Below are 25270 nucleotides of genomic sequence, written 5' to 3'. Positions count from 1 at the left end.
CCTACAGAGATCTAAATATGAGACTCGCTGGGCTTTGCAATATCCACTCAGGCTATACAGCGCGCGGTAAGCTCGAGCCAGTATCGAAAGGCGGGGTTCCTGCCTTACAGCTGCGAGACGTCGCTATGGACGGCGCAACACCAGGCCCCAACTTCCAACGGTACGATCTTGGCAAGCTGTCCGATCACTACTTCGTTCGAGGAGGCGAAGTGGTGTTTCGCTCTCGTGGGGAACCGAATACAGCGGCTGCCATTGGGAATGCCCTTGCAGAGCCTGTCGCTGTTATTGTGCCGCTTTTAATAATGCGTCCAGACCCGAATTTTGTTCTTCCGGAATACCTGGCTTGGGCCATCAACCAGCCTGACGCGCAGCGAAGGCTCGGTGCGGAGGCTCAGGGGACAAGCCTCAGGATGATCCCGATGAGAGTCCTTGAAAATCTTGATATCGCCGTGCCCGACCTGAGCACGCAAAAACGTATCGTCGAACTGAGTGCCTTGGCGCGGCAGGAGGGTCGCCTGCTCCGAGAGATCGCCACTCGCAAGGAACAGCTTGCAAGCATCATTCTCAGCGAGGCCGCAATGGCTGCTGATCAGAAGGAAATTGCCCAATGACTGACCAAGTTACGCAACAGCAGATTAACCAGACAGCCTGGGCAGCCTGCGACACCTTCAGAGGTGCCGTCGATGCGGGTCAGTACAAGGATTACATCTTGGTTATGTTGTTCCTGAAGTACATTTCAGACCTCTGGAACGATCATCTCAAAACCTACCGTGAACGATACGGTGACGACCAAGCTCGTATTCGCCGACGCTTGGAGCGCGAACGATTTATCCTCCCCGAGGGGGCCAGTTTCTACGACCTTCACACTCAGCGAAACGAACCCAACATCGGCGAGCTGATCAATATCGCCCTCGAAAAGATCGAAGACGCCAATCGCAGCAAGCTGGAAGGTGTCTTTCGCAATATCGACTTCAACTCGGAAGCCAACCTCGGCCGCCCCAAGGACCGCAACCGCCGGCTCAAGAACCTGCTCGAGGATTTCGCCAAACCCGCACTCGACCTGCGCCCCTCGCGGGTGACCGAGGACATCATCGGCGAGTGCTACATCTATCTCATCTCGCGCTTCGCCTCGGACGCCGGCAAGAAGGCCGGCGAGTTCTACACGCCCACGGCGGTCTCGCGCTTGCTGGCCAAACTGGCCGCGCCCGAGCCGGGCAGCACCATCTGCGACCCCGCCTGCGGCTCCGGCTCGCTGCTGATCCAGGCTTCCCAGGAGGTCGGCTCCGAAAACTTCGCCCTCTACGGTCAGGAGGTCAACGGCGCCACATGGGCACTGGCGCGCATGAACATGTTCCTGCACGCCAAGGATGCCGCGCGCATCGAGTGGTGTGACACCCTCAACAGCCCGGCTTTGGTAGAGAGCGACCACCTCATGCGCTTCGACGTGGTGCTGGCCAACCCGCCGTTCTCGCTGGATAAATGGGGCGCAGAGAACGCCGGTGCCGATCCGTTCGCGCGCTTCTGGCGCGGCGTTCCGCCCAAATCGAAGGGCGATTACGCCTTCATCACCCACATGATCGAGATTGCCAAGCGTCAATCCGGCCGCGTCGCGGTCATCGTGCCTCACGGGGTACTGTTCCGCGCCGGTGCCGAGGGGCGCATCCGCCAGCAGTTGATCGAAGAGAATCTGCTCGACACCGTCGTCGGCTTGCCCGCCAATCTGTTCACCACCACGGGGATTCCGGTCGCCATCCTGATCTTCGACCGCTCGCGGGAGGAAGGCGGCGCCAACGAATCACGGCGCGACGTGCTGTTCATCGACGCCAGCAAGTCATTCACGCCGAGCAAGACCCAGAACGTGATGGATGACGCCCATATCGGCAAGGTGCTGGAGACCTACCGCACCCGCGCCGAGATCGAGCGCTACTCCCATCGCGCAAGCCCGAAGGAGCTCTTTGATAACGGCTATAACCTCAACATTCCCCGCTATGTGGATACTTTCGAGCCAGAGGAAGAGATCGACGTGGCCGCCGTGCAGCGAGACATCGTACGGATAGAAGGTGAGCTGGCCGAAGTTCGAAAGAAGATGGATGGTTATCTGAAGGAGCTCGGCGTCGATGTCTGAAGGCGAAATCATTCTCTACACCACCGAGGATGGTCAGGCCGAGATTCAGCTGCGTGCCGTGGATGGCACCGTATGGCTGACCCAGGGCCAGATGGCGGAGCTGTTCGCTTCCAGCCCGCAGGGCATCACCCAGCTCGTGCGGGCGATCTATGACGATGAAGAACTGACCGAGGCGGCAACCTGTAAGGAATTCTTACAAGTTCGTAGCGAGGGTGGGCGCCAGGTGCGCCGCTCGCTCAAGCACTACAATCTCGAGCTGATTCTGGCGGTGGGTTACCGCGTGCGCAGCCCCCGCGGTGTGCAGTTCCGCCGCTGGGCCTCGACGATCCTGAAGGAGTATCTCGTCAAGGGCTTCGTCATGCACGACGAACGCCTGAAGGACCCCACCTGGGACTACTTCGACGAACTGCTCGAGCGCATCCGCGATATCCGCGCATCAGAAGCGCGGTTTTATCAGAAAGTGCGCGATATCCTGGCGCTCAGCGAGGATTACGACCCCAGCTCGCCGGCAGTACCCACCTTTTACGCCACGATCCAGAACAAGATGCTCAACGCCGTGACCAGCCATACCGCCGGCGAGCTGATCCGCGCCCGCGCCAACCCCGAGCAGCCCAATATGGGCCTGACGACCTGGAAGAATGCCGACAAGGGGCGACCGCTGCGCAAGGCCGATGTGGGCACGGCCAAGAACTATCTGGCCGAGGCCGAAATCAAGGAGCTCAACCTGATCGTCGAAACCTTCCTCAACACCGCCGAACTGCGCGCGACGAGACGGCAGACCATGCGGCTGGCGGAGTGGGAGCGCGTGCTCGACACCTTCCTGACCGCCAACGAACTGCCAAAACTGGAGGGGCCGGGCTCCATCTCGGCGGAAGCCGCCAAGCGTATCGCGCACGAGCGCTACGAGGCGTTCGATGCCAGGCGCAAGGCCGCCCAGAAGCAGGCGGCGGATGAAGCGGGTGATCTCGAGGAGCTGAAGCGTATTGCCGATGTGGCGAAGTCGGGGAAGAGGGGGCGTGGCGATGACTGATCTCTCTCAGAAAGACGCTGTGCTGACCAAGACCAAATTGAACAACATTTCTTCGATGGCTAGAGCGCAAGAAACGAACATGGCAACAACGCCGCTCTCTGTGCTTGTAAAAGCCAATGCTCCCATCGTATACGGCATAGTACAGCCTGGATCTGAAGTACCGAAAGGCATTCCTTTCGTTCAGAGTAGAGATGTAGGTGGAGAAGTTGATATTCATGCACTACAACGGACATCGCCGGAAATCGCAGCACGATATGATCGATCTCAAATAGAGCTAGGAGATATTCTTTTTTCGCTCAGAGGCAATATCGGTCAGTCTTCAATTGCGCCACCTGATCTGGAAGGCGCGAACATCGCTAGGGGTGTGGCACGTATCCGTATTGGAGATAACTTCACCCCAGAGTTTGTGAGGTACGTGCTACAGGGACCAGTATTGCAGAGACTAATTGCACGCAACGCAAATGGCAGCACTTTTCGCGAACTCTCTATCGAAGAACTCCGAAAGTTACCGATTCCTAATGTTAGCTTGCCCGAGCAGTGCAGGATTGCCGAGATTCTGCGAACTTGGGACGAGGCGCTCGAAAAGCTCACCACGCTTCGAGCGACGAAGGCGCAGCGCCTAGGCAGCCTAAGGGGGACTCTTCTTTTCGGAAACCTCCGTCTGAATGGCCAGCGACACCACTGGACGCCGACACGCCTTGCGGCCGTTACCCATGAGCTGACCGAGCGAAATGGAGCTAAAGGACTCGGCCGCGACTACGTCATGGGGGTAACCAAGGCCCAGGGTGTCGTGCCCATGCGGGAACAGACCATTGCCGGTGATATCAGCCGCTATAAGCGCCTGCCGCCTCGCGCTTTCGCTTATAACCCCATGCGCATCAATGTCGGCTCCATCGCGATGAATCACCGCGATGAAGAGGTACTGGTCAGCCCAGACTACGTCGTCTTCGCCTGCAACGCCGACGGGCTTGATCCCGGCTACCTTGACCATCTGCGAAAGACTTCGTGGTGGGCCCACTACATCAATAGCGGTGGCTCGGGCAGCGTTCGCCAACGCACCTACTACGCCGATTTGGCCGCGCTGAAGCTACCACTGCCCGACCTCGATGAGCAGAAAGCGCTTGCCGACGTACTGGACACCGCACGAGACGACCTGGAAGCGACCGAACGCGAAATCGATGCTGTGACTCGGCAGAAGCGCGGGCTGATGCAGAAGCTGCTAACTGGTGAATGGCGAGTCGAAATGGAGTAATGAGATGACTGTGCGCACCCTCAACATACGTCTTTTACGTGAAGGCCGAGATATAGAAGAAGCTTTCACTGAAACCTTCGCCCCAAACACGAATCGCGCTCTTCAGCGAGGGCCATGGGAACTCATTGAGGGAGCCACAGTATTTGTCGGACAGATATATTCCAACCCTCCTAAATGGCGCTCTTTCATCGAGGAAGGATTTTATGAGCTATCCGACGACATCTTCACGGGTGGGGCGGGTGCTGTAATCTTCACGCCTGTTGGGTCACGATTCGCTGCCATTTGCTTCGGCCATATTCATATCGCTCTCAACGACGATGCGTTTGAGCGACAGTTTGGATTGAAGGTCACGCTGAACTCTGTTCCGGGGAGCAATATACGTTCACTGGATTTGGCAACACCAGATGCGGTTACATTCCAAAAAAGAGTTCAGGCTAGCCGTGATAGCGATGTCAATGCCTTCGGCGTTGATCGATTGCGTGATGTCGCGAGGGTCGCAGGTGGTACGCCTAAAGATCCAAGCTTTGCACGTTTTGTTGCAGGTAAGGATTCTTTATCTATCACTTGTGAGCTAGATATTAATGATGTCCAGAAAAAATGTAATGAGATCTTTAAGATTTACGAAAAAACAGACTATAAAACTGATTTTAAATGGGTTGATAACCTGCGACCCGTGATCGAAAAGGATCTCATCGAACAGCTGGACGAAAAGTTATTTGTAGATCTGGGTGAGTTGCGAAAGGGTAATCCGGTGGATCTTCACATGTCGCCACCGGAAGTGGCCAACTATATCGAAGGGAGTGAGCTTCACTACAATGGCTTTGGAAGTCATGGGGCCACATTTCACAGCTTGGCAATAACTGACTATATAAGTGAGCTGAACCGATGCAAATTCACCGGCGACATTAAAGAGATAAAGGAAAAACACCGAATTTCCGCGAAGCCGTCTGACAAAGATCAGTTTTCGGAAAAATGGAAAGTTTACGATTGCTTTATTCACGAGGCGTCTTTGACCTCGAAAACGGACACGTTTTATTTTATCCTTTTTGCTGGCAACTGGTTTCAGGTCGAAGCATTATTCAAGGATAGTGTGAACAAATTTTTTGATGAGATCGACACAGTCAATATTATTGGAAAGACCGCTGCACATAACGAGCAAGAACTCATCGCGAATCTGGTTGAGACTAGGGCAGCAGATCTTCTCAAGCTCGATAGGGAAAAAATCAACCCCGCCGGTGTGCGAAATGCAAACCTCGAGCCAGCGGACTTTTTGTCAGATAAAAAACACTTCATTCACTTGAAAGACGGCCACTCTTCCGGCCCCATAAGCCACCTTTGGTCACAGGGTGTTGTCAGTGCAGAGGCTTTCGTAGGCGATAAAGAGTTTAGGAAAAAACTGCGTTCAATTGTTAAGTCTGAGAAGAAAGGTTTTGAAGTCCATTTGCCAAAATCAACCGAACGTGTTGTTCGCGAAAAATACACTATTGTTTACGGAATCATGCGCCAACCCTACGCCGACGGGACTTTGGGATTGCCATTTTTTAGTAAGGTAAGTTTGCAAGTTTCAGTTGAACGCCTCCGAAAATTGGGATTCGACGTTGCGATAGAACTGATCGAAAAGCCGGCGTCTTCGGCAGGGGTAAGAAGAGGACGTACCTCTTCGGTTGCAACGTCCGAAGAAGCAGGCGGCAAAGCTCTGGCAAAATCATAATGAACAAAGTTTTTAACGCCGCTGAAAAACACCAGTCCCAGATTCCCGCGCTACAGCTGCTGGTGGCGCTGGGCTTCACTCCGCTGTCGCAGGCGGAGGCGCTGCGCCTGCGCGGTGGGCGGCTCAAGAACGTGGTGCTGGACGATATCCTGATCGAGCAGTCGATGCGCCTCAACCGCTTCACCCATCGCGGGCGAGAGTACCCCTTCGACCTGCAGGATGCCCATGAGGCGCTGCGTCGGCTAAAGCCCACGCCGGACCGGCTGAAGGGGCTGCGCGTTACCAATCAGGAGATCTACGACACCCTGGTGCTCGGCACCACGATCACCAAATCCATCGATGGCGACTCCAAGAGCCACTCGTTTCGCTATATCGACTGGGAGACGCCCGAAAACAACGTTTTCCACGTCACCGCCGAATTCGCGGTCGAGCGGACGGCGTCTCGCCAGACCCGACGCTGCGATATCGTCGCGTTCGTCAACGGCATTCCGTTCGTGGTGATCGAGAACAAGCGGCCCACTGAACACCTGAAGAAGGCCGATAGCCAGCTGATCGGCTATCAGCGCGAAGATGGCATTCCCCAGCTCTTCCACTTTGCGCAGCTGCTGATGACCATGAACCGAGTGGAGGCGCGTTATGCCACCGTCGGTGCCAAGGCGAAGTTCTGGCACGGCTGGCGGGAAGAGGATGATGCGGAGGATGCCCTCTCCGTCATGGCGCGCGCGCTCCCCGCCACGGCAGCACCGGCCCCGGAGCAGATGGCCGAACTCGCCAGCGAGGACGAAGCCGAGCGACTGCTGGCGGCGGCCAACCAGCCGCTGAGCATCGCGGAAGCGCAGGCGATCTATACCGGCCGCCTGGCGGATGCCCGCGACCATTTCCTGGCGCTGCGGGAGGAAGGCGAGCGCGCCGTGACCGCGCAGGATCGAACGCTCTATGCGCTGTGCCGGCCGTCGCGGCTGCTCGATCTGATCCGTCGCTTCACCGTGTTCGATGGCGGTGTGCGCAAGATCGCGCGTCATCAGCAGTTCTTCGGCATCCGGCGGGCGATCGAGACCATTAGCCAGCACGATACCCGCGGTGCGCGCAAGGGCGGCGTGATCTGGCACACCCAGGGCTCGGGCAAGTCGCTGACCATGGTAATGCTGGGTCGTGCCCTGGCGCTGGAAAGCGGCATCGAAAACCCGCGCATCATCATCGTCACCGACCGCGACGATCTCGACCGGCAGATCAAGGGGACGTTCAAGTCCTGCGATCTGGAGCCGGTACGGGCGACGACCGGCGCGCATCTGCTCGAACTCGTGCGCGACAAGACGCCACTGATCACCACGATCATCAACAAGTTCGATACCGCACTGAAGCACAACCAGCTGCCGGATGACGATCCCAACGTCTTCGTACTGGTCGACGAAAGCCACCGCACCCAGACCGGCCGCTACGGCGGGCATAGCCAGTTTGCCGCCAAGATGCGCCGGCTGCTGCCCCGCGCCTGCTATCTCGGCTTCACCGGTACGCCGCTGCTGAAGAAAGAGAAAAACACGCTACAGACCTTCGGCCGGCTGATCCATCGCTATGGCATCGACGAAGCGGTGGCCGACGAATCCGTGGTGCCGCTGCTCTACGAGGGCAGACTGGTCGAGCAGCAGGTCTCGGGTCAGGTGATCGACCGCTGGTTCGACAAGATCAGCGTTGGCCTGAGCGAGGATCAGCGCCGCGATCTGAAGCGCAAGTTCTCGCGCATGGATGCACTGGCCAAGACCGAGCAGGCGATCCGCGCCAAGGCGTTCGACATCTCCGAGCACTATCGCCAGCACTGGCAGGGGACGGGCTTCAAGGCGCAGATCGTCGCGCCGTCGAAGGCTGCGGCCGTTCGCTTCAAGGCAGTCCTGGACGAGATAGACCACGTCTCTAGCGCGATCGTCATATCGCCGCCCGATGAGAACGAGGGCAACGAAGAGGTCGATCAGCAATCGAGGGATATGGTGCAGGATTTCTGGTCGCAGATGATGGCGCGGTACAAGACCGAGGAGGCGTACAACCGCGAAATCGTCGAGGCTTTCAAGGGTTCCGGCGATCCGGAGATCCTGATTGTGGTCTCGAAACTTCTCACCGGCTTCGATGCGCCGCGCAACACCGTGCTTTACATCTGCAAGTCGCTCAAGGAGCACAATCTGCTGCAGGCCATCGCGCGCGTGAACCGACTCTTCGAGGAGGGCGATACGGAGAAGCAATTCGGCTTCGTCATCGACTACGAAGGCCTGCTCGGCGAGCTCGACAGCGCGTTGACCACCTACAACGCCTTCGAGGGCTACGAAGCGGCGGACCTCGCCGGGACGGTGCACGATGTCCGCGAGGAGATCCGCAAGCTGCCTCAGCGTCACGATCAGCTCTGGGATCTGTTCAAGTCGGTGCGCAACAAGCGCGACATGGAGCAGTTCGAGCGCCATCTCGCCGACGAAGCGCGCCGCCAGGACTTCTATGCGCGCCTGAGCGCCTTCAGCCGTTGCCTGCATATCGCGCTGTCGTCGGACAAGCTGTTCGACGTCTTCGACCAGAATAAAGTGGACGCCCTGAAGCGCGACTGGCAGCAGTTCTCGGAACTCAAGCGCTCGGTCCAGATCCGCTATCAGGAAACGGTCGATATCCGCGAGTTCGAACCCAAGATCCAGAAGCTACTCGACGATCATGTCGTGGCGATGCCCGCCGAGACGATCATCGATGTGGTCAACATCAACGATCCCGATGCGCTGAAAGCGGTGGTCGATGAAACCGGCGTCTCGGAAGCCTCGAAGGCCGACCGCATCTCCAGTGCCACGCGGCGGGCGATTACCGAGAACATGGATGAGGACCCCACCTTTTACAAACGTTTTTCGGAGCTGCTCGAAGAGACGATTCGCGCCTATCGCGAGCAGCGGCTCTCCGAACGTGAGTACCTGCAGAGCGTAGTAAAGCTGGCAAGCCAGATAGCACGCAAGGAGCGCGGCCATCACGTGCCGGAGCGCCTTCGTGGCGATGAGGATGGGCAGGCGTTCTTCGGTATCCTCGACGGCCAACTTCAGACCCGAGACGATGCGACGGTGGCGGGTGACGAAGCGGCCGTCATCTCCTTGGACATCATCGAGATCATCAAGTCACATCTGATCGTCGATCTGTGGTCGAACGAGGTGGCGCAGAACGATCTACGCAACGCCATCGACGATTACTTCTTCGATGTTATCCGCGACCAGAAGGGCGTCGATCTGCCGGTCGAGGTGCTGGACGATCTGGAGCAGAAGATCATGAATCTCGCCCGGGCCAGGTTCACCGCATGACTCGGGAACGTCACTGCCTGCGCTATGGCGCCCAGGAGATTCACTACGAGGTCAAACGCCGACCCAGAAAGACGCTCGAAATCGCCGTCGAGCCGGACGCCTCGGTGATGATCGCAGCCCCTCTGGAAACACCTTTGGCGGCCATCGAAGCCAGACTGCGCAAGCGCGCCGCCTGGGTGGTGCGGCAGCAGCGTTATTTCTCTCAGTTCCTGCCGCGGACACCCAAGCGGCAATATCTCGCCGGTGAGACGCACCTCTACCTCGGAAGGCAGTATCGCCTGAAGGTGATCCCGCATACGCACAAGCGTGTGAAGCTGATCCGGGGCTTCATCGTCGTGCAGACCCCTCGCCCCCACAGCCCCGAGACGACACGCGAACTGGTCGAGGCCTGGTACCGGGATCGGGCCCACATCAAGTTCCCGGAGCGGCTGGAGCACTGCCTGGCCCGCTTCGCGGTGCCGCAGTCATTCCGCCCGATCGGGATCATCGTGCGTCGGATTCAGCAACGTTGGGGCTCCATGTCTCCAGCTGGCCGCTTGCTGCTCAATCGCCGCCTGGTTCAGGCCCCGGTGGACGCCATCGACTATGTAATCACCCATGAACTCTGCCACCGCGCCGAGCCCCATCACGGCCCGGCGTTTTTCGAGCTGCTGGAACAGGTGATGCCGGACTGGGAGCGGCGTAAGCAGCGGCTGGAACGGGCTATGGCTTGAGGGCTGCGCCTGCCCAAATGTCCGGCTCTCTCACGAGCGCCGTTGCCAAGCCACCGCCGAGCGTGAAGCGAGCCGCCAGCGGCGCTACACTATCGCCGCCGCATGCGCTGTCACATTCGCCCGCCAAAGAGGTTTCCCGATGCCTTCGCACCTGCTCTCCGTCGACTCGCTCTCCCGTGACGCCGTCGATCACCTGATCCGCATTGCCGAGCGCATGGAGCCGATCGCCCAGCGGCGCAAGGTGACCCGCGTGCTCGAAGGCGCCGTGCTCGGCAACCTCTTCTTCGAGGCCAGCACCCGAACCCGCATCAGCTTCAACGCCGCCTTCTGCCGGCTCGGCGGCAGCGTCTGCGACACCACCGGCTTCACCTTCTCCTCGATGGCGAAGGGGGAATCGCTCTACGACACCAGCCGCGTCATGGGCGGTTACGTCGACGCCATCGTCATGCGCCACCCGGAGCAGGGCTCGGTGGCTGAATTCGCCGAAGCGACCCAGGTGCCGGTGATCAATGGCGGCGACGGCCCCGGCGAGCATCCGAGCCAGGCGCTGCTGGACGTCTACACCATCACCAAGGAGTTCGCGCGGCTGGGCAAGCCGTTGGCCGGCGCCCACCTGCTGCTGACCGGCGATCTGAAATACGGCCGCACCGTGCACTCGCTGATCAAGCTGCTGTCGCTCTACGAACCGCTGCGGATCACGCTGGTCTCGCCGCCGGGGCTGGAAATGCCGCAGCACCTGATCGACCTGGTGGCATCTCGCGGGCATCGCATCGAAACGCGCCCCAATCTGGCGGAGAACTTCGACGACGTGAACGTGATCTACGCCACCCGCATCCAGCGCGAGCGCTTCACTGCGGAGATGTCGGAGAGCTTCGCCGAACTGACCTCGGATTTTGTCGTCGATCGTGGCTTCCTCGACCGCCGCTGCTCGCCGACCACCATCGTCATGCACCCGCTGCCGCGAGACAGCCGCCCCGGCGCCAACGATCTCAGCACCGATCTGAACGGTGACCCGCGCCTGGCGATCTTCCGCCAGACCGACAACGGCATTCCCATGCGCATGGCAATCTTCGCCCACCTGCTGCAGGTCGAGAACCTGATCGAACAGGATCTGCGTGACGTGCGCTGGTTCGTGCCGCCGAGCTTCGGCGTCGACGACCGCACGCTCTGAATCAGCGTCGCGCCTGCCAGAACAGCGAAAACAACTCCGATTGCGAGCTGACACCCAGCTTGGCGTAGAGATGCTTCTTGTGGGCGCGCACCGTCTCGATCGAGATTGCCAGACGACGGGCAATCTCCTTGGTCGAGCTGCCACCCAGCATCAATTGACTGACTTCGCGCTCACGCTCGGTCAAGGCGTAGCGTGAATCGAATTCAAGCTCCTTGTCCGGTTGCGGATGCCACGGATGTGGTCCGGAAGCGCCAGCTTCTTCCGGCTCGAAATGCATGCGAAGCCGCATCAGCGCCAGTATCCACGGCTGCATCAGGGCGAGACTGCCCAGCGCTTCCCGGGAAAATGGACGAGTCGAGCCCAGCGACAGGCACAATGTCCGGCGCTCATCCAGCGTCTGATTGAAGTGGATCTCGTCGGCGACGATGTTGCGCTGGAAATAGCGCTGATAGTACTCGGTGCGCGTGAAGTGCTGCGGCGCCACTTCGGCCAGCGTGAACAGACCGCAACGTTCGCGCTCGCAGGCATCGATATAGAACGGATCGAGCAGATACAGGCCACGCTGATAGTCCTGAAACAGCGCGTCGTCCGCACCGTCGTCCTCGTCGCTTTCCGCGAGGATAAGGGGTGGCTGCTGGCGGTCGAAAACCAGTGCCACCCAGGTATCGAAATGCACTTCCCTCGCCAGCCGACGGACGAGAGCCAGCCAGAAGCCGGCGCGATCCACGTTCTCCGCCAGTTGGCCAAAGGCGCGATGCCACTCCAGGCTTTCCAGCGAGGTCATCTCGACTGAGCCTGTCTCCGGCCGAGCTCGTTGGGTCATCGTTTTTTCTCTTTCAGGCCAAGCCGAGTCCCCCGATCGGGTTACCCCGCTTGCGGGATAGGCAGTGGCGCGGGATTGGGGATACTGAAGGCATCAGCTCCCGTTTCAATCACAACTTCCCGGAGTGTTCCATGCAGCTTGTCCTGGCACAACTCGCCAGCCGTGAAGGCGAAATCGAGCACAATCTCGCCCGAGCGCTCGAGGTCGTTCATGGCGTCGACGACGATACTGCGCTGATCGTCTTTCCCGAAACGCATCTGAGTGGCTTTGCCGAACCGGAGCATGTGTCCGATCGTGCCCTGACGCTCGACGGGCCGGAGCTTCAGGCATTGATCGAGGCCAGTCGCGAGCGCGATCTGGCGATCGCCATCGGCCTGCTGGAGCGAGATGGCGAGACCGTGTTCAACACTACCGTGCTGATCACGCCCGAAGACGGTATCGCACTACGCTATCGCAAGACCCACCTGTGGCCGGACGAACGCACGCTGGTTCAGCCAGGCGATGCGCTTCATTGCCTCGAATGGCGCGGCCGATGCATCGGCCTGTTGATCTGCTACGACCTGGAATTCCCCGAGCCGGCCCGCGCGCTGGCAACCATGGGGGCCGACCTGCTGGTGGTGACCAACGGCAACATGGATCCCTACGGCCCCGTACATGCCCGTGCCGCTCAGGCCAGAGCCCAGGAAAACCAGTGCTTCCTGGCCATGAGCAACCGGGCCGGCCAGGGCGCCGGGCTCACCTTCGCCGGCGAGAGCGCATTGATCGGCCCCGATGGCGACACCCTGTTCCGAGCCGGTCGCGAGGAGACCGTTCAAGCGCTGCATCTGGACCCGGCGCGCCTCTCCAGTGCCAAACAGGATTACCACTACGCAGAGGATCGACGTCTAAGCCTCAGGGGGCATCTCGAAACCCAGGGCTCGCGGCGCAGCTGGCATTTCGACTGAACCCGTTCCGGCTCCCTGCGTTCATCACGACGACGGCTGCTAGCCGCAACGACCATAACTCGTCAAACAACCATAACTCGTAAAACAACCACAACAGGACATTACGATGTCGGAAATGAAGAAGACCCTTACCCTATCCCAGGTCGTGCTGTTCGGCCTGGCCTACATGACCCCGATCATCGTGCTCGGCACTTTCGGGGTGCTGGCAGTGGTCACCCAGGGTGCAGTGGCAGGCGCCTATCTCGCCGCGCTGGTGGCGATGCTGTTCACCGCCCACAGCTACGGCCGCATGGCCGCCGCCTACCCCGTCGCTGGCTCTGCCTACGCCTACGTTCGTCACGCCATCGATGATCGGCTGGGATTCCTCGCTGGCTGGGCCATTCTGCTCGACTATCTATTCCTGCCGATGGTGATCTGGCTGATCGGGGCGGCCTATCTGAACTCCGCTTTCCCGACCATCCCGACGGCGCTGTGGCTACTGGCGTTCATCGGCGTGACCACGGTCATCAACGTGCTGGGGCTGAAGCTGGCCAGCCTGGTCAATAGCGCCATGATGCTGATCCAGATGCTGGTGCTGGTCGCCTTCGTCGGTCTCAGTGTGCACTACATTCTCGGCGACCCGACCCAGCCACTGTTCAGCCTTACTCCCTTCCTGGGTAGCGACAATGCCTCGCTGCCGATACTGATGGCCGGTGCGGCCGTCGCCTGCTATTCGTTTCTCGGCTTCGATGCGGTGACCACGCTGACGGAGGAAACCAAGGATCCCCAGCGCACGCTGCCCCGGGCGATCCTGCTGATCACGCTGCTGGGCGGGCTGATCTTCATCGTCGTCTCCTACTGCGTCCAGCTCGCGGCGCCGGGCTTCGACTTCGCCAATCCGGACGCCGCCGCCTACACCATCGCGCGCAACATCGGCGGTGACGTGTTCGTGTCGATCTTCCTGATCGGATTGGTCGTGGGTCAGTTCGCCTCGGGCATCGCCGCCCAGGCCAGCGGTGCACGCCTGATCTACGCCATGGGCCGCGACGATGTGTTGCCGCGCCGCTGGCTCGGCCGTCTGGGTCGTCATGGCACGCCCGTGGGCGGGCTGCTTCTGAGCGCCGTGGTGGCCTTGCTGGCGCTGACGATGGATGTGCTTTCTGCGGCCTCGTTCATCAATTTCGGCGCTTTCCTGGCCTTTGCCCTGGTCAACCTGGCGGTGATCTTTCATTACTATCTCAAGGAGGGCCGCCGTGGCCCGAGCGATACCCTGCGCTTTCTGGTATGCCCGGCGATCGGACTCGGCGCGATCGTGTGGCTGCTGTTCAGCCTCGATCACAAAGCGGTCATGCTTGGCTCGATATGGCTACTGGCAGGATTGGGCTGGCTGCTGTGGCTGACCCGCGGCTTCCGACGCCCCACGCCGGAGTTGCATATCGACGCGTGAAGCAGCATCTTCTGTAAAGTGGGAACGGGTTCTCGCCGGGTGCGGGGCCCCGTTCTCCGGCATCCATCGAGCGGCGATGCCTCGCACGCTTCTCGCAATTTCCTCGCGCCAGCCCCGCCTCACATTCCCCCGTCGAAACGACGCGGCCTGCGAACACGACACGAACCATCATGCTGTCGAATATTCCATCATTCATCCCATATCCAGCGTTCTCGATATTCCGCTATGGGATAGCCAGATCGGCTCTGAACCGGATTGTAACATTGTGAAAAATAAGGCATTAAACGGCGATAAATCGGGTTTTTCATCGCGAATTCGGCAGGGAAAAGACCAGCGAGAAGGGCTGCGTGGTTGTCGGAATTCACGTCGTTCGGCAGGAAAGGGTGTTATTAAATAGTTGACATCGACCACGGCATTGATGACACACTGAGCGAGCCAGGTCACCCTTCGACATGGCAGAATCAACAATTACAAGCGCAGCGCGCAACCCAAGACGGACTTCCTATGACAGTTTATTCGTCGTCGGCGACAACCGCCTCCTGGTACCGGGACTCCATCGCCGTCGAGCTCGAGCCAGCGCTCCCGCTGGAAGGCGATCATCGCGCCGATGTCTGCGTGATCGGCGCGGGCGTTACCGGTTGCTCCGCCGCGCTGCATCTGGCTCAGCAGGGATACCGCGTCATCCTGCTCGAAGCGCTGAACGTGGGGCACGGTGCCTCCGGGCGCAGCGGCGGGCAGATACTGCCGGGCCTGGGCACCGACATACGCACCGTCGAGAACGCCCTGGGCCGATCCGCCGCCCGCGATATCTGGGAAATGAGCCGTGAAGCCGTAAGACTGACCGCCCACCTCGTCGATCAGCACCAGATTCCCTGCGAGATGTCCTGGGGCTACCTCCACGCCGCGGTCAAGCCTCGTCACGTCGTCGAGCTCCGGCAGTGGCAGGAGCGGATGGTCCGCGACTTCGACTATCACGGGCTCGAGTGGCGAGAAGGCGACGCGCTGCGCGAGCACGTCGTCACCGATGCCTACCCGGCGGCGCTCTGGGAGCGCGAAGCCGGCCACCTGCATCCCCTCAATTACACGCTCGGCCTGGCCCGAGCCGCTCAGCAGGCCGGAGCGATCCTTCATCAGTTCAGCCCCGTGGTCGATATTCGACACGGCAAGCAGGCCACCGTCGTCACCGAACGCGGCCGGGTCATTGCCGATCACGTGGTCATCGCCACCAACGCCTACGGCGACCGGCTGGTGCCCGAGATGAGCGGGCGCATCATGAGAGCAGCCAACTACATGATCGCCACCGCGCCCATGAGCGAGCAGCAGGCCGCCCAGGTGCTCCCTCGAAACGATGCATTGTCGGACACCAACTTCGTACTCGATTACTATCGCCTGTCGAGAGACAGACGCCTGATCTACGGCGGGGAGGTGAGTTACGACGGCCGCCCGCCGCGAGGCCTGGAAGCACGTACCGACGCCAAGATACGGCGCCTGTTCCCGGTGCTGAAAGAGATCGACATCGAATATCGCTGGGGGGGAGACGTGGCCATCACAATGAATCGCGCGCCGGACTTCGGCCGGCTGGCGCCCAATGTCTTTTATGCCCAGGGCTACTCCGGCCACGGGATGGCGCTGGCGGGGCTGGCCGGCAAGCTGCTGGCCGAGACCATTGCCGGGCAGAGCGAGCGCTTCGACATCTTTTCCGCCATGCCCCACCGGATGTTCCCCGGGGGGCGGTGGTTACGGACTCCCCTGCTGGTACTGGCGACCAATTTCTACAAGCTTCGCGACCGGCTGTGACGAGCGGCAAGCACGACGAGGAGTGCCCAATGACCGATTTGACGAACGCCGTGAACACCACCGAGCGCCTGGATCGAGAGGAGGCTCGGGTGGCAGCGGCAGATGCGGCGGCGAGAGGCAAGCGCGGCGCTTCCTCGATCAGGATGCAGGGGTTACGCAAGCAGTTCGGGCGCGATTCGATTGCGCTGGCGGGGGTCGACCTGGACATCCACGCCGGCGAATTCTTCACCCTGCTGGGGCCGTCCGGATGTGGCAAGACGACGCTGCTGCGCATCCTCGCCGGGCTGGAAGAGGCCGATGACGGCCAGCTGACGATCGGGGGGAAGGATGTCATCGACACCCCGCCGCATCAGCGCAGCGTCAACACGGTGTTCCAGTCCTACGCGCTGTTTCCCCACCTGTCGGTGCGGGAGAACCTGGCGTTCGGGTTGAAGATGCGCGGTGTCGCGGCCAAGGCGCGTGAAGCCAAGGTGGCGGAGATCGCCCAGTTCATCCAGCTGGGAGATCTGGTCGACCGGCGTATCGACCAGCTGTCCGGCGGTCAGCGCCAACGCATCGCCCTGGCGCGAGCGCTGGTCTGCGAGCCCGACGTGCTGCTGCTGGACGAACCGCTTTCGGCGCTGGATGCCGGCCTGCGCAGCCAGCTGCAGGTCGAGCTGCTGCGGGTCCAGAAGCGGCTCGGCATGACCTTCGTGTTCGTCACCCACGACCAGGACGAGGCGATGGTGATGTCGGACCGGATCGCCGTGCTCGACGACGGCCACATCCAGCAGGTCGGCCCGCCCCAGGAGGTCTACGAGCGCCCCGCCAACGCCTTCGTGGCCCGCTTCATGGGACACGGCAACCTGTATCGGATCCATCGCCGCGACGGCTCGCGCCTGAGCACGGAAATCGGCACGCTGCAGATGGACGGGGACAGCCAGGGCGAGCTGGTGCTGATGCGCCCGGAAACGCTGGATCTCAAGCCGGGCCACGTCGAAGGGCCCAATCATCTGCCCGGCACCATCACGGAACGGCTCTATCGCGGAAGCCATGCGGAATTTCGCATCCGTATCGCGGACACGACGCTGCAGGCTACCGTCAACAACCGTGGCAGGCGGCTACCGGACGTGGGGGACGAGGTGACGGTCGTCGTCGCCCCGGAAGACCTCGTGACCCTGAGCGAGTGAGACCCGACATGTCGACGAACAATATTGCGGTAATGGGACGCAGCCAGGGCATGGTCCGCGAAGCGCGTCATCTCCTGTTCACGGTGGCGCCGGGTGCCCTCTGGATCGTCATCTTCCTGGTGCTGCCAAGCCTCTACCTGATGGCCGTTGCCTTCATGTCCAACGGCCCCTACGGCCTGCCGCAGATGCCGCTGTCGCTGAACTCGTTCAAGCAGTTGGCCGGAGTCGGATTCCTGGGCTGGAGCCCGGGCAATCTCTATACCCTGCTGCGCTCGCTGTGGCAGACCCTGGTCGCGACCGGACTGGTGGTGCTGGTGGCCTATCCGCTCGCCTACTACATCACGATCTGCCGGGCGAAGTGGCGGCCGATCATGCTCCTGCTGGTGGTGGTGCCCTCCTGGACCAACCAGGTGATTCGCACCTTCGGCTGGATGAACCTGCTGGCACCCGGCACGCCGCTCTCCAACGCGGCCGAAGTGCTTGGCTTCATTCCGCCCAACATGGGCCTGTACCCCTCCAACTTCGCGGTGACGCTGGGGCTGGTATACAACTTCCTGCCCTTCATGGTGCTGCCGCTCTATGCCGCCTTCGAGAAGCTCGATACCGCACAGGTCGAAGCGGCGCAGGATCTCTACGCCAGGCCCGCCCGGGCGTTCTGGCACGCCGTCTTCCCGCAGACGCTGCCGGGGCTGCTGGCCGGAATCGTGCTGGTCGCGATTCCCGCCTTCGGCATGTACGTCATTCCGGAGCTGCTTGGCGGCGGCAAGGCGATGATGCTCGGCAATCTGGTCGCCACCCAGTTCTCCGGCGGTTCCAACTGGCCGCTGGGCGCGGCCGGTGCGATCCTGATGCTGATCGCGACCTTCATCGGGCTGTTCGCGATGCGGCGCATCGGCAAACGCCTGGGTGGCGGCGAGGAGGTGGTGATATGAGAAAGCGAACCCTCAAGCGCTGCCTGACGGCCTTCTGGTGGATCACGCTGGTGTTCCTGTACCTGCCGCTGGCCGTGGTGGTGCTGTTCTCCTTCAATGCGTCCAACAGCGCCGCCAGCATGACCGGCCTGTCGCTGCGCTGGTATCACCAGCTGCTCGGCAACGAGCAGATCATGGCCGCCTTCGGCAACACCCTGGTCCTGGCGATCTGCTCGTCGGTCATCGCGCTCGTCATTGGCTGCCTGATCGGCTACGGCATGTATCGCCACCGCCACCGCAAGCTCGGCTGGCTGATCGTGCTGATCTACCTGCCCATCGTGCTGCCGGACATCGTTTTCGGCATTTCCGAGATGGCCTTCTTCGTCCAGTTCCACCGGCTGACCGGGCTGCTCCAGCCGGGGCTGGGGACCATGGTCATCGCCCACGTGACCTTCCAGATTCCGTTCGTCGCGCTGATCGTCTATTCACGCTTCGTCGGGCTCGACCCGACGCTGTTCGAGGCGGCCAAGGATCTCTACGCCACCCCCGTCAAGCGCGTCGTCCACTTCATGCTGCCGACCATCAAGCCGGCGCTGATATCCGCCTTCTTTCTCTCCTTCACGCTGTCGGTGGACGACTTCGTGATCAGCTTCTTCACGGCGGGGCCGGAGAGCGCCACGCTGCCGATCTACATATGGGGCGCGATCAAGAAAGGCGTGTCGCCCGAGATCAATGCCATCGCCACGCTGATGATCGGTGCGGTAGCGATAGCCGCCGCGATCAGCCTGTTGTTCAGCCGTAAAAACCAGCACAGTCGCAAACGTCAATCCTGACCAGAGAGCCCGCGCGCGGGTAAACACTGAAGAGACAACAAGGAAAAAAGCCCATGTCGAAGCACACCAAGACTGCCGCCGCCGTTGCCTTCTGCAGCCTGCTATTGGGAACCGGCGCGCAGGCCGCGGAAGAGAAGCTCTACCTGTTCAACTGGACCGAGTACATGGACCCCGAGATCATCACGGCGTTCGAGCAGAAGTACGACGTCGAGGTGGTGCAGAACTACTACAACTCGCTGCCGGAGATGTTCGCCAAGCTGAACGCGGGCGGCGCGTCCCAGTACGACATCATTGTCCCCTCCAACTACTACGTGCCGCGCTTGATCGAAACGGGCCTGGTCCAGAAGCTCGACCACGCGAAGATTCCCAACCTTGCCAACGTCAAGGAGCAGTTCAAGGACCCGAGCTTCGACCCGGGTTCCGCATACTCCGCGCCCTACCAGTGGGGCACGACGGGCATGGTCTACAACACCGACACCTTCCCGGACGCCCCCAACAGCTGGTCGCTGATGTTCGACCCGAAGGTCAATCCCGACTATCCGTTCGCGATCATGGGCGACGGCCAGGTGGCCATCGGCGCCGCCTGCGGTGCGCTGGGCAAGCCCTATGACTGCAACACGCTGGACAGCTGGCGCGAGGCCGCCAAGCTGATGATCGAGACCAAGAGCCGCGACAACTTCTCCGGCTTCACCGACGGCACCCCGGCACTCCAGCAGCTGGCCCGGGGCGTGACCCACGTGGGCATGTCCTACAACGGTGACTATCTCTACTTCAAGGGGGAGGATCCGAAAGCCTTCGAGCATCTGGCATTCGCGATTCCCGACGAGGGCGCCGAAATGTGGGTGGACTCCATGATGATCCCCTCCGGCGCCCCGCACCCGGATCTGGCCCACAAGTTCATCGACTTCATCCTGGACGCGAAGATCGGCGCCCAGTTGTCCAACTACAACTACTACGCCAGCCCCAATGCGGCGGCCGAGCCTTATCTCGACGAGGCGCTGAAGCAGCCCCCCGCCCAGCCCACCGAGGAGGAGATGAAGCGCCTGCGTTTCACGCCAAGCCTCGAGGGCGAGCAGTTGCAGACGTTCCAGCAGCTCTGGTCCGAAGTCCAGGCCCGATAACGGCAGCGGCCGGGCGCGGCGGGTCTGCGCCCGGCAGCCAAGAGACACCACACGGGACACTCTCATGAGTCACCACCAGGAATCGTCACCGCTCAAGGACTGGTTTCAGCAGCACGGCATCACCGAAGTCGAGAGCCTGGTGACCGATCTCACCGGCATTCTCAAGGGCAAGATCATGCCGGCCAGCAAATATCTCAACGGAGGGCGGCCGCGACTGCCGGACTCCATCTTCATCCAGACCGTCACCGGCGGTTACCCGGACGACGAGGACATCCGCTTCTGGAATCCCGCGGAACGGGACATGGAGCTGGTGCCCGACCCCAATGCCGCCTTCCTGGTGCCCTGGGCGGACGACCCCACCGCCCAGATCATCCACGACTGCTACTACCTGACGGGCGAGCCGGTCGATCTCTCGCCCCGCCACGTGCTGAAGCGCGTTCTGGAGCTCTACGAACAGCGAGGCTGGCGACCGGTGGTCGCCCCCGAGGTCGAGTTCTATCTGGTCAAGACAAACATCGACTCCGACTATCCTCTCGAGCCGCCGATCGGCCGCACCGGACGCCAGGAGAGCAGCCGGCAGTCTTTCTCCATCGACGCGGTCAACGAGTTCGATCCGCTGTTCGAGGAGATGTACGACTACTGCGAGGCGATGCACCTCGACCTGGACACGCTGATCCACGAAGAAGGCGCCGGCCAGATGGAAGTCAACTTCCAGCACGGTAACCCGCTGGCGCTGGCGGACCAGGTGGTCATGTTCAAGCGCGTCCTCAGGGAAACGGCGCTGCGCCACGGCATGTACGCGACCTTCATGGCCAAGCCGATGGCCAACGAGCCGGGCAGCTCGATGCACATTCATCAGAGCCTGGTCGACGCCCAGGGCAACAACCTGTTTGCCGGTGAAGAGGGCCAGACCAGCACCCTGTTCCACCATTTCATCGGCGGCCTGCAGCGCTATCTGCCGGCCGCCATGCCGCTGCTGGCGCCCAACGTGAACTCCTATCGTCGCCTGCTGCGCCACGAGGCCAGCGGCTCGGCGCCGATCAACGTCGACTGGGGCACGGACAACCGTACCGTCGGCCTGCGGGTGCCCGTTTCCACCCCGGCGGCGACCCGGGTCGAGAACCGGCTGCCCGGGGCCGACGCCAACCCCTATCTGGTGCTGGCCGCCTCGCTGGCCTGCGGCTATCTCGGCATGATCGGCCAGATAGAACCGCGCCCGCCGATGGTCGGCTCGGCCTGGGCCAGCGGCAACAAGCTGCCGGACGACATCGGCCCGGCCCTGGATCGCATGCGGGAGTGTACCGCCCTGGCGGAGATCCTCGGCGAACGCTTCACCAACAGCTATCTCGCCGTCAAGCACACGGAACACCGCGCCTACTTCCGCGTCATCAGCTCATGGGAACGCGAGCATCTCCTGCTGCGGGTCTGACCCGGGCCATGACGACGATTCACGAGACGGCTCACGAGAGACGACGAATCTTGAAACAACGATTCGCAAGACGACGGACAGGCAACCAGGAGGCACCATGAAAGCGAAGCACTGGGCGGTCTTGATGGCAGCGGGAGTGATGAGCGGCAGCGCCCTGGCGGACGCTCGGCCACAGCTGAACCTGTTCAACTGGACCGAGTACATGGATCCGGAGATCATCGCGAATTTCGAGGCCGAGACCGGCATCGACGTGGTGGAGAACTACTACAACTCCAACGCCGAGATGCTGGCCAAGCTGAACGCCGGCGGCGACGCCCAGTACGACATCGTCATTCCGTCGGATTACTTCGTGCCGCGCCTCATCGGGGCGGGGCTGATCCAGCCGCTCGCGCCGGACGACCAGGCACTGGAAGGCATCGACAACATCATGGCAGATTTCCGCCACCCGGCCTACGACCCGGAAGACACTTATACCGTGCCGTATCAGTGGGGCGTGACCGGCATCGTCTACAACACCGACACCTTCCCCGACCCGGACCCCAGTTGGGGGCTGCTGTACGATCCCGCCGTCAACGCCGATTACCCCTTTGCCCTGCTCAAGGGGGATGCCCAGTTCACCTTCTCCACCCTCTGCGCCTACCAGGGCGAGGGGTTCGACTGCGTCGGGCAGGCGCCATGGGTCGAGGCGGCGAAGATGGTCATCGCCACCCGCGCCCGCGACAACTTCGTCGGTTTCGTCGATGCCACCGCCGCCATCGAGCAGATCGCCAGCGGCGTCATCCACGCCGGCATCGCCTACAACGGCGACCTGGCCAGCAAGAAGAGCGAAGACCCGGAGCTCTACGGCAATATCGGCTTCTTCGTGCCCAAGGAAGGCTCGCAGCGCTGGGTGGACGTGATGGCCATCCCGGCCCGGGCGCCCCATCCGGAGAGCGCGCGTAAATTCATCGAATATCTGCTGCGCCCCGACGTCGCGGCCCAGCTCTCCAACTACAACCTGTACACCTCGCCCAACGCCGCGGCACAGTCGATGCTGACCGCCGAGCTGCGCGAGCCGCCGGTGATGCCCGATGCCGACACCCGCTCCCGGCTGTCGCTGACGCCCACCGTCGACGGCGAGCAGTTGCAGTTGCTGCAGCAGTTGTGGTCGGAAGCCCGATCCCGCTGATCGGCCTTCACCCCTTTCGTTATTTCATTCATGGAGTCCAGGATGTCCGCGCCTTCCGACGTGAAACACCCGCCACCCGCCCTCGAACACGCCTCCTCCTGGTACGCGGCCTCGGCCAATGCCGCGCCGGCGCGCCCGGCGCTGTCGGCCGATGTCAGCTGCGACGTGTGTGTGGTGGGCGCCGGATTCACCGGCCTGTCGTCGGCGCTGCATCTGGCCGAGAAAGGCCTGAAGGTGATCGTGCTGGAAGCCGCGCGCGTCGGCTATGGCGCCTCGGGGCGCAATGGCGGCCAGATCGTCAACAGCTACAGCCGCGACATGGACGTGATCGAAGACAAGTACGGCGTCGAGACGGCTCGTGCTTTGGGCGACATGGCGTTCGAGGGCAATCGGGTGATCCGCGAGCGCATCGCGACCTACGGCATCCAGTGCGACCTGCGCAACGGCAACCTGTTCGCCGCCTGCAACACCAAGCAGCTCGAGGCCCTGAGGCATCATCAGGCGCTGTGGCAGCGTTACGGCAACGATCAGCTCGAACTGCTGGAAGGCGACGCCTACCGGCGTGAGGTCGGCAGCGACCGCTATACCGGCGTGCTGATCGATCACACCGGCGGCCACCTTCATCCGCTGAACCTGGCGCTGGGCCAGGCAGCCGCCCTGGAATCGCTGGGCGGCGTGATTCACGAGCAGAGCCCGGTCCTGTCCCTCGAGCATGGCGCCCCGGTCACGCTGAGGACCGCCAGCGGCACCATCAGGGCCGACCGCGTCGTCATGGCCGGCAACGCCTACATGAGCGGCGTGATGCCTGAGCTCGAGCGAAAATCCATGCCCTGCGGGACGCAGATCATCACCACCGAGCCTCTCGGCGAAGATCTCGCACGGCGCCTGCTGCCCAACGACATGGCAGTGGAGGACTGCAACTATCTGCTCGACTACTACCGGCTGACGCGCGACAACCGGCTGCTGTACGGCGGCGGCGTGAACTACGGCAGCGAAGGATCGGCCGATATCGAAGGCGTCATCCGTCCCAAGATGCTCAAGACGTTCCCCCAGCTCAAGGACATCAAGGTGGATTACGCCTGGAGCGGCAACTTCCTGATGACGCTGAATCGGCTACCGCAGTTCGGCGTCATCAACGACAACGTCTATTACGCCCAGGGCTACTCCGGCCACGGCGTGACCTGCACGCACCTCGCCGGCCGCCTGATCAGCGAAGTGATGACCGGGCGTGACGAGCGATTCGACGCCTTCGCCGGCCTGCCGCACCAGCCGTTCCCCGGCGGCCGCATGCTGCGCGTGCCGCTATCGGCGCTGGGCGCCTGGTACTACGAGACACGCGACCGGCTCGGCATCTAGCTTCCTCGGCATCAGACGCCGACAGGGCGCACGGGAAGGTCGAAGCCCAAGGACGGACGAGCGCCGGCAGCGCCCGTCACTGCGGCTGGCAGGCGCGGGCGAACCCCTGGAAGATCGCATCGTAGAGCGCGTGCTGCCGGGGCTCCCATTCGGGATGCCACTGTACCGCCAGGGTAAAGCCGGGCGCTTCCGGCAGGGAAACCGCCTCGACCAGACCGTCCGGCGCCACCGCCTCCACGAACAGGCCCTCCGCCAGCCGGTCTATGCCCTGCTGATGCAGCGAGTTGACCCGCGCCTTCAGCCCTTCCTGGCGCTCGCCGTAGAGGCTGGCCAGGCGGCCGCCGGGCCGGATGTCGATCTCGTGGCTCGGCGCATATTGCTGTGCTTTCGATCCTTCCGGCTCGCGGTGGTCCATCAGGCCGGGCACACGCTGGACGGCCTGATGCAGCGTGCCGCCAAGGGCCACGTTGAACTCCTGGAAGCCGCGGCAGATCCCCAGCAGCGGCAGGCGCCGTTCCAGTGCCAGCGGCACCCACAGCATGGCGGCGTGATCGCGATCCAGGTCGTCCCGGGTGTTTTCCGGCGCCCGCGCCGCATCGTATCGACTCGGCAGCACGTTCGTGTAGCTGCCGGTCAGCATCAGGCCGTCGAGACGATCCAGCAGCGCGCCGGCAGCGCCAGCGTCGCCGTCGCGCCAGACCGGCAGGATGACCGGCTCCAGCCCGTACTCGCGCAGCGCGCCGAGATATTTGTCGGTGACCATGTGGGCGGGGTGGCCTTCCACCTCGCGGCGGCAGGCAATGACACCAACCAGGGGACGCTTCTGCATGATGCCTCCTCGGAACCGGAATCCGTTGTGTTTTTATCAACAGGTGATGGTCTGCCTTTCTTGCCACGCACCGGTCTTGGGAAATGAAAGCATCGCCATATATCCATTTAAATTCAGACGCTTAATTATGAAAACAGCTGAATTCAACTTG

19 protein-coding genes and 1 pseudogene are annotated in these 25270 nt (G+C 61.8%); 18 read left to right on the top strand and 2 right to left on the bottom strand.

Features of this window, described 5'->3' with window-relative positions; genetic code table 11:
• Window positions 1–125 precede the first annotated feature (125 nt).
• From DOM32_RS03055 to pyrB, 8 genes and pseudogenes are all read left to right on the top strand, one after another.
• On the top strand, window positions 126–611 hold the full coding sequence (locus DOM32_RS03055) for a restriction endonuclease subunit S domain-containing protein (RefSeq protein WP_208625289.1): 486 nt from the start codon (window positions 126–128) through the stop codon (window positions 609–611).
• The gene (locus tag DOM32_RS03050) at window positions 608–2125 is read left to right on the top strand and encodes a type I restriction-modification system subunit M (protein ID WP_110631005.1); all 1518 of its coding nucleotides are present in this window, start codon (window positions 608–610) and stop codon (window positions 2123–2125) included. The genes DOM32_RS03055 and DOM32_RS03050 overlap by 4 nt, the downstream gene beginning before the upstream one ends.
• On the top strand, window positions 2118–3155 hold the full coding sequence (locus DOM32_RS03045) for a virulence RhuM family protein (protein ID WP_110631003.1): 1038 nt from the start codon (window positions 2118–2120) through the stop codon (window positions 3153–3155). Before DOM32_RS03050 ends, DOM32_RS03045 begins: the two co-directional genes overlap by 8 nt.
• Complete coding sequence (locus tag DOM32_RS03040; protein ID WP_208625288.1) at window positions 3148–4407, top strand: restriction endonuclease subunit S; 1260 nt, start codon at window positions 3148–3150, stop codon at window positions 4405–4407. Before DOM32_RS03045 ends, DOM32_RS03040 begins: the two co-directional genes overlap by 8 nt.
• A 4-nt stretch (window positions 4408–4411) precedes the next feature.
• Window positions 4412–6118 (top strand): TIGR04141 family sporadically distributed protein, encoded by a 1707-nt coding sequence (locus tag DOM32_RS03035; protein WP_110630999.1) that lies wholly within the window; start codon window positions 4412–4414, stop codon window positions 6116–6118.
• Entirely contained in the window at window positions 6118–9429 is a 3312-nt protein-coding gene (locus DOM32_RS03030) for a type I restriction endonuclease subunit R (RefSeq protein WP_110630997.1), read from the top strand. The genes DOM32_RS03035 and DOM32_RS03030 overlap by 1 nt, the downstream gene beginning before the upstream one ends.
• Window positions 9426–10142 (top strand): M48 family metallopeptidase, encoded by a 717-nt coding sequence (locus DOM32_RS03025; protein WP_110630995.1) that lies wholly within the window; start codon window positions 9426–9428, stop codon window positions 10140–10142. Before DOM32_RS03030 ends, DOM32_RS03025 begins: the two co-directional genes overlap by 4 nt.
• Before the next feature lie 88 nt (window positions 10143–10230).
• Window positions 10231–11313, top strand: a pseudogene (gene pyrB, locus DOM32_RS03020) (aspartate carbamoyltransferase); the annotation flags it as partial.
• A 1-nt stretch (window position 11314) separates the two neighbouring features.
• On the opposite strand, the gene DOM32_RS03015 reads toward pyrB, so the two are convergent.
• The gene (locus tag DOM32_RS03015) at window positions 11315–12136 is read right to left on the bottom strand and encodes a response regulator transcription factor (protein ID WP_208625287.1); all 822 of its coding nucleotides are present in this window, start codon (window positions 12134–12136) and stop codon (window positions 11315–11317) included.
• 131 nt (window positions 12137–12267) lie between these two features.
• On the opposite strand from DOM32_RS03015, the gene DOM32_RS03010 reads away from it, so the two are divergent.
• The 10 genes from DOM32_RS03010 (at window position 12268) to DOM32_RS02965 (ending at window position 24290) form a co-directional block, all read left to right on the top strand.
• The gene (locus tag DOM32_RS03010; RefSeq protein WP_110630989.1) at window positions 12268–13080 is read left to right on the top strand and encodes a carbon-nitrogen hydrolase family protein; all 813 of its coding nucleotides are present in this window, start codon (window positions 12268–12270) and stop codon (window positions 13078–13080) included.
• A 106-nt stretch (window positions 13081–13186) separates the two neighbouring features.
• Window positions 13187–14506 carry an APC family permease gene (locus DOM32_RS03005; protein ID WP_110630987.1) on the top strand — a complete coding sequence of 440 codons (1320 nt, stop codon included), beginning with the start codon at window positions 13187–13189 and terminating at the stop codon, window positions 14504–14506.
• Between the two features lie 504 nt (window positions 14507–15010).
• The gene (locus DOM32_RS03000; RefSeq protein WP_071231126.1) at window positions 15011–16303 is read left to right on the top strand and encodes an NAD(P)/FAD-dependent oxidoreductase; all 1293 of its coding nucleotides are present in this window, start codon (window positions 15011–15013) and stop codon (window positions 16301–16303) included.
• A gap of 29 nt (window positions 16304–16332) precedes the next feature.
• Window positions 16333–17472 carry an ABC transporter ATP-binding protein gene (locus DOM32_RS02995; protein WP_110630985.1) on the top strand — a complete coding sequence of 380 codons (1140 nt, stop codon included), beginning with the start codon at window positions 16333–16335 and terminating at the stop codon, window positions 17470–17472.
• An 8-nt stretch (window positions 17473–17480) separates the two neighbouring features.
• Entirely contained in the window at window positions 17481–18404 is a 924-nt protein-coding gene (locus DOM32_RS02990; RefSeq protein ID WP_110630983.1) for an ABC transporter permease, read from the top strand.
• On the top strand, window positions 18401–19216 hold the full coding sequence (locus tag DOM32_RS02985) for an ABC transporter permease (protein WP_110630981.1): 816 nt from the start codon (window positions 18401–18403) through the stop codon (window positions 19214–19216). Before DOM32_RS02990 ends, DOM32_RS02985 begins: the two co-directional genes overlap by 4 nt.
• Window positions 19217–19269: 53 nt before the next feature.
• Window positions 19270–20337 carry an ABC transporter substrate-binding protein gene (locus DOM32_RS02980; protein WP_110630979.1) on the top strand — a complete coding sequence of 356 codons (1068 nt, stop codon included), beginning with the start codon at window positions 19270–19272 and terminating at the stop codon, window positions 20335–20337.
• Window positions 20338–20401: 64 nt separating this feature from the next.
• Entirely contained in the window at window positions 20402–21766 is a 1365-nt protein-coding gene (locus DOM32_RS02975) for a glutamine synthetase family protein (RefSeq protein ID WP_071231130.1), read from the top strand.
• A 97-nt stretch (window positions 21767–21863) separates the two neighbouring features.
• Window positions 21864–22934, top strand: coding sequence for an ABC transporter substrate-binding protein (locus DOM32_RS02970; protein ID WP_110630977.1), 1071 nt, complete (start codon window positions 21864–21866; stop codon window positions 22932–22934).
• Between the two features lie 42 nt (window positions 22935–22976).
• On the top strand, window positions 22977–24290 hold the full coding sequence (locus DOM32_RS02965) for an NAD(P)/FAD-dependent oxidoreductase (RefSeq protein ID WP_110630975.1): 1314 nt from the start codon (window positions 22977–22979) through the stop codon (window positions 24288–24290).
• A gap of 76 nt (window positions 24291–24366) precedes the next feature.
• On the opposite strand, the gene DOM32_RS02960 is transcribed toward DOM32_RS02965, so the two are convergent.
• A complete protein-coding gene (locus DOM32_RS02960) occupies window positions 24367–25119 on the bottom strand; it encodes a gamma-glutamyl-gamma-aminobutyrate hydrolase family protein (RefSeq protein WP_110630973.1) in 753 nt (250 codons plus the stop codon).
• Window positions 25120–25270: the final 151 nt, after the last annotated feature.

This window comes from Salinicola salarius, from assembly GCF_003206135.1.
GTDB classification, from domain to species: Bacteria; Pseudomonadota; Gammaproteobacteria; order Pseudomonadales; family Halomonadaceae; genus Salinicola; species Salinicola salarius.
Note: the sequence above shows the minus strand (reverse complement) of the source record. Positions and strands in the feature narration are given on the sequence as shown.

Excerpts from the sequence above, each read along its gene's own strand:
- DOM32_RS03055 (WP_208625289.1), top strand. The coding sequence starts at position 126 with ATGGACGGCGCAACACCAGGCCCCAACTTCCAACGGTACGATCTTGGC.
- DOM32_RS03050 (WP_110631005.1), top strand. The coding sequence starts at position 608 with ATGACTGACCAAGTTACGCAACAGCAGATTAACCAGACAGCCTGGGCA.
- DOM32_RS03045 (WP_110631003.1), top strand. The coding sequence starts at position 2,118 with ATGTCTGAAGGCGAAATCATTCTCTACACCACCGAGGATGGTCAGGCC.
- DOM32_RS03040 (WP_208625288.1), top strand. The coding sequence starts at position 3,148 with ATGACTGATCTCTCTCAGAAAGACGCTGTGCTGACCAAGACCAAATTG.
- DOM32_RS03035 (WP_110630999.1), top strand. The coding sequence starts at position 4,412 with ATGACTGTGCGCACCCTCAACATACGTCTTTTACGTGAAGGCCGAGAT.
- DOM32_RS03030 (WP_110630997.1), top strand. The coding sequence starts at position 6,118 with ATGAACAAAGTTTTTAACGCCGCTGAAAAACACCAGTCCCAGATTCCC.
- DOM32_RS03025 (WP_110630995.1), top strand. The coding sequence starts at position 9,426 with ATGACTCGGGAACGTCACTGCCTGCGCTATGGCGCCCAGGAGATTCAC.
- DOM32_RS03015 (WP_208625287.1), bottom strand. The coding sequence starts at position 12,136 with ATGACCCAACGAGCTCGGCCGGAGACAGGCTCAGTCGAGATGACCTCG.
- DOM32_RS03010 (WP_110630989.1), top strand. The coding sequence starts at position 12,268 with ATGCAGCTTGTCCTGGCACAACTCGCCAGCCGTGAAGGCGAAATCGAG.
- DOM32_RS03005 (WP_110630987.1), top strand. The coding sequence starts at position 13,187 with ATGTCGGAAATGAAGAAGACCCTTACCCTATCCCAGGTCGTGCTGTTC.
- DOM32_RS03000 (WP_071231126.1), top strand. The coding sequence starts at position 15,011 with ATGACAGTTTATTCGTCGTCGGCGACAACCGCCTCCTGGTACCGGGAC.
- DOM32_RS02995 (WP_110630985.1), top strand. The coding sequence starts at position 16,333 with ATGACCGATTTGACGAACGCCGTGAACACCACCGAGCGCCTGGATCGA.
- DOM32_RS02990 (WP_110630983.1), top strand. The coding sequence starts at position 17,481 with ATGTCGACGAACAATATTGCGGTAATGGGACGCAGCCAGGGCATGGTC.
- DOM32_RS02985 (WP_110630981.1), top strand. The coding sequence starts at position 18,401 with ATGAGAAAGCGAACCCTCAAGCGCTGCCTGACGGCCTTCTGGTGGATC.
- DOM32_RS02980 (WP_110630979.1), top strand. The coding sequence starts at position 19,270 with ATGTCGAAGCACACCAAGACTGCCGCCGCCGTTGCCTTCTGCAGCCTG.
- DOM32_RS02975 (WP_071231130.1), top strand. The coding sequence starts at position 20,402 with ATGAGTCACCACCAGGAATCGTCACCGCTCAAGGACTGGTTTCAGCAG.
- DOM32_RS02970 (WP_110630977.1), top strand. The coding sequence starts at position 21,864 with ATGAAAGCGAAGCACTGGGCGGTCTTGATGGCAGCGGGAGTGATGAGC.
- DOM32_RS02965 (WP_110630975.1), top strand. The coding sequence starts at position 22,977 with ATGTCCGCGCCTTCCGACGTGAAACACCCGCCACCCGCCCTCGAACAC.
- DOM32_RS02960 (WP_110630973.1), bottom strand. The coding sequence starts at position 25,119 with ATGCAGAAGCGTCCCCTGGTTGGTGTCATTGCCTGCCGCCGCGAGGTG.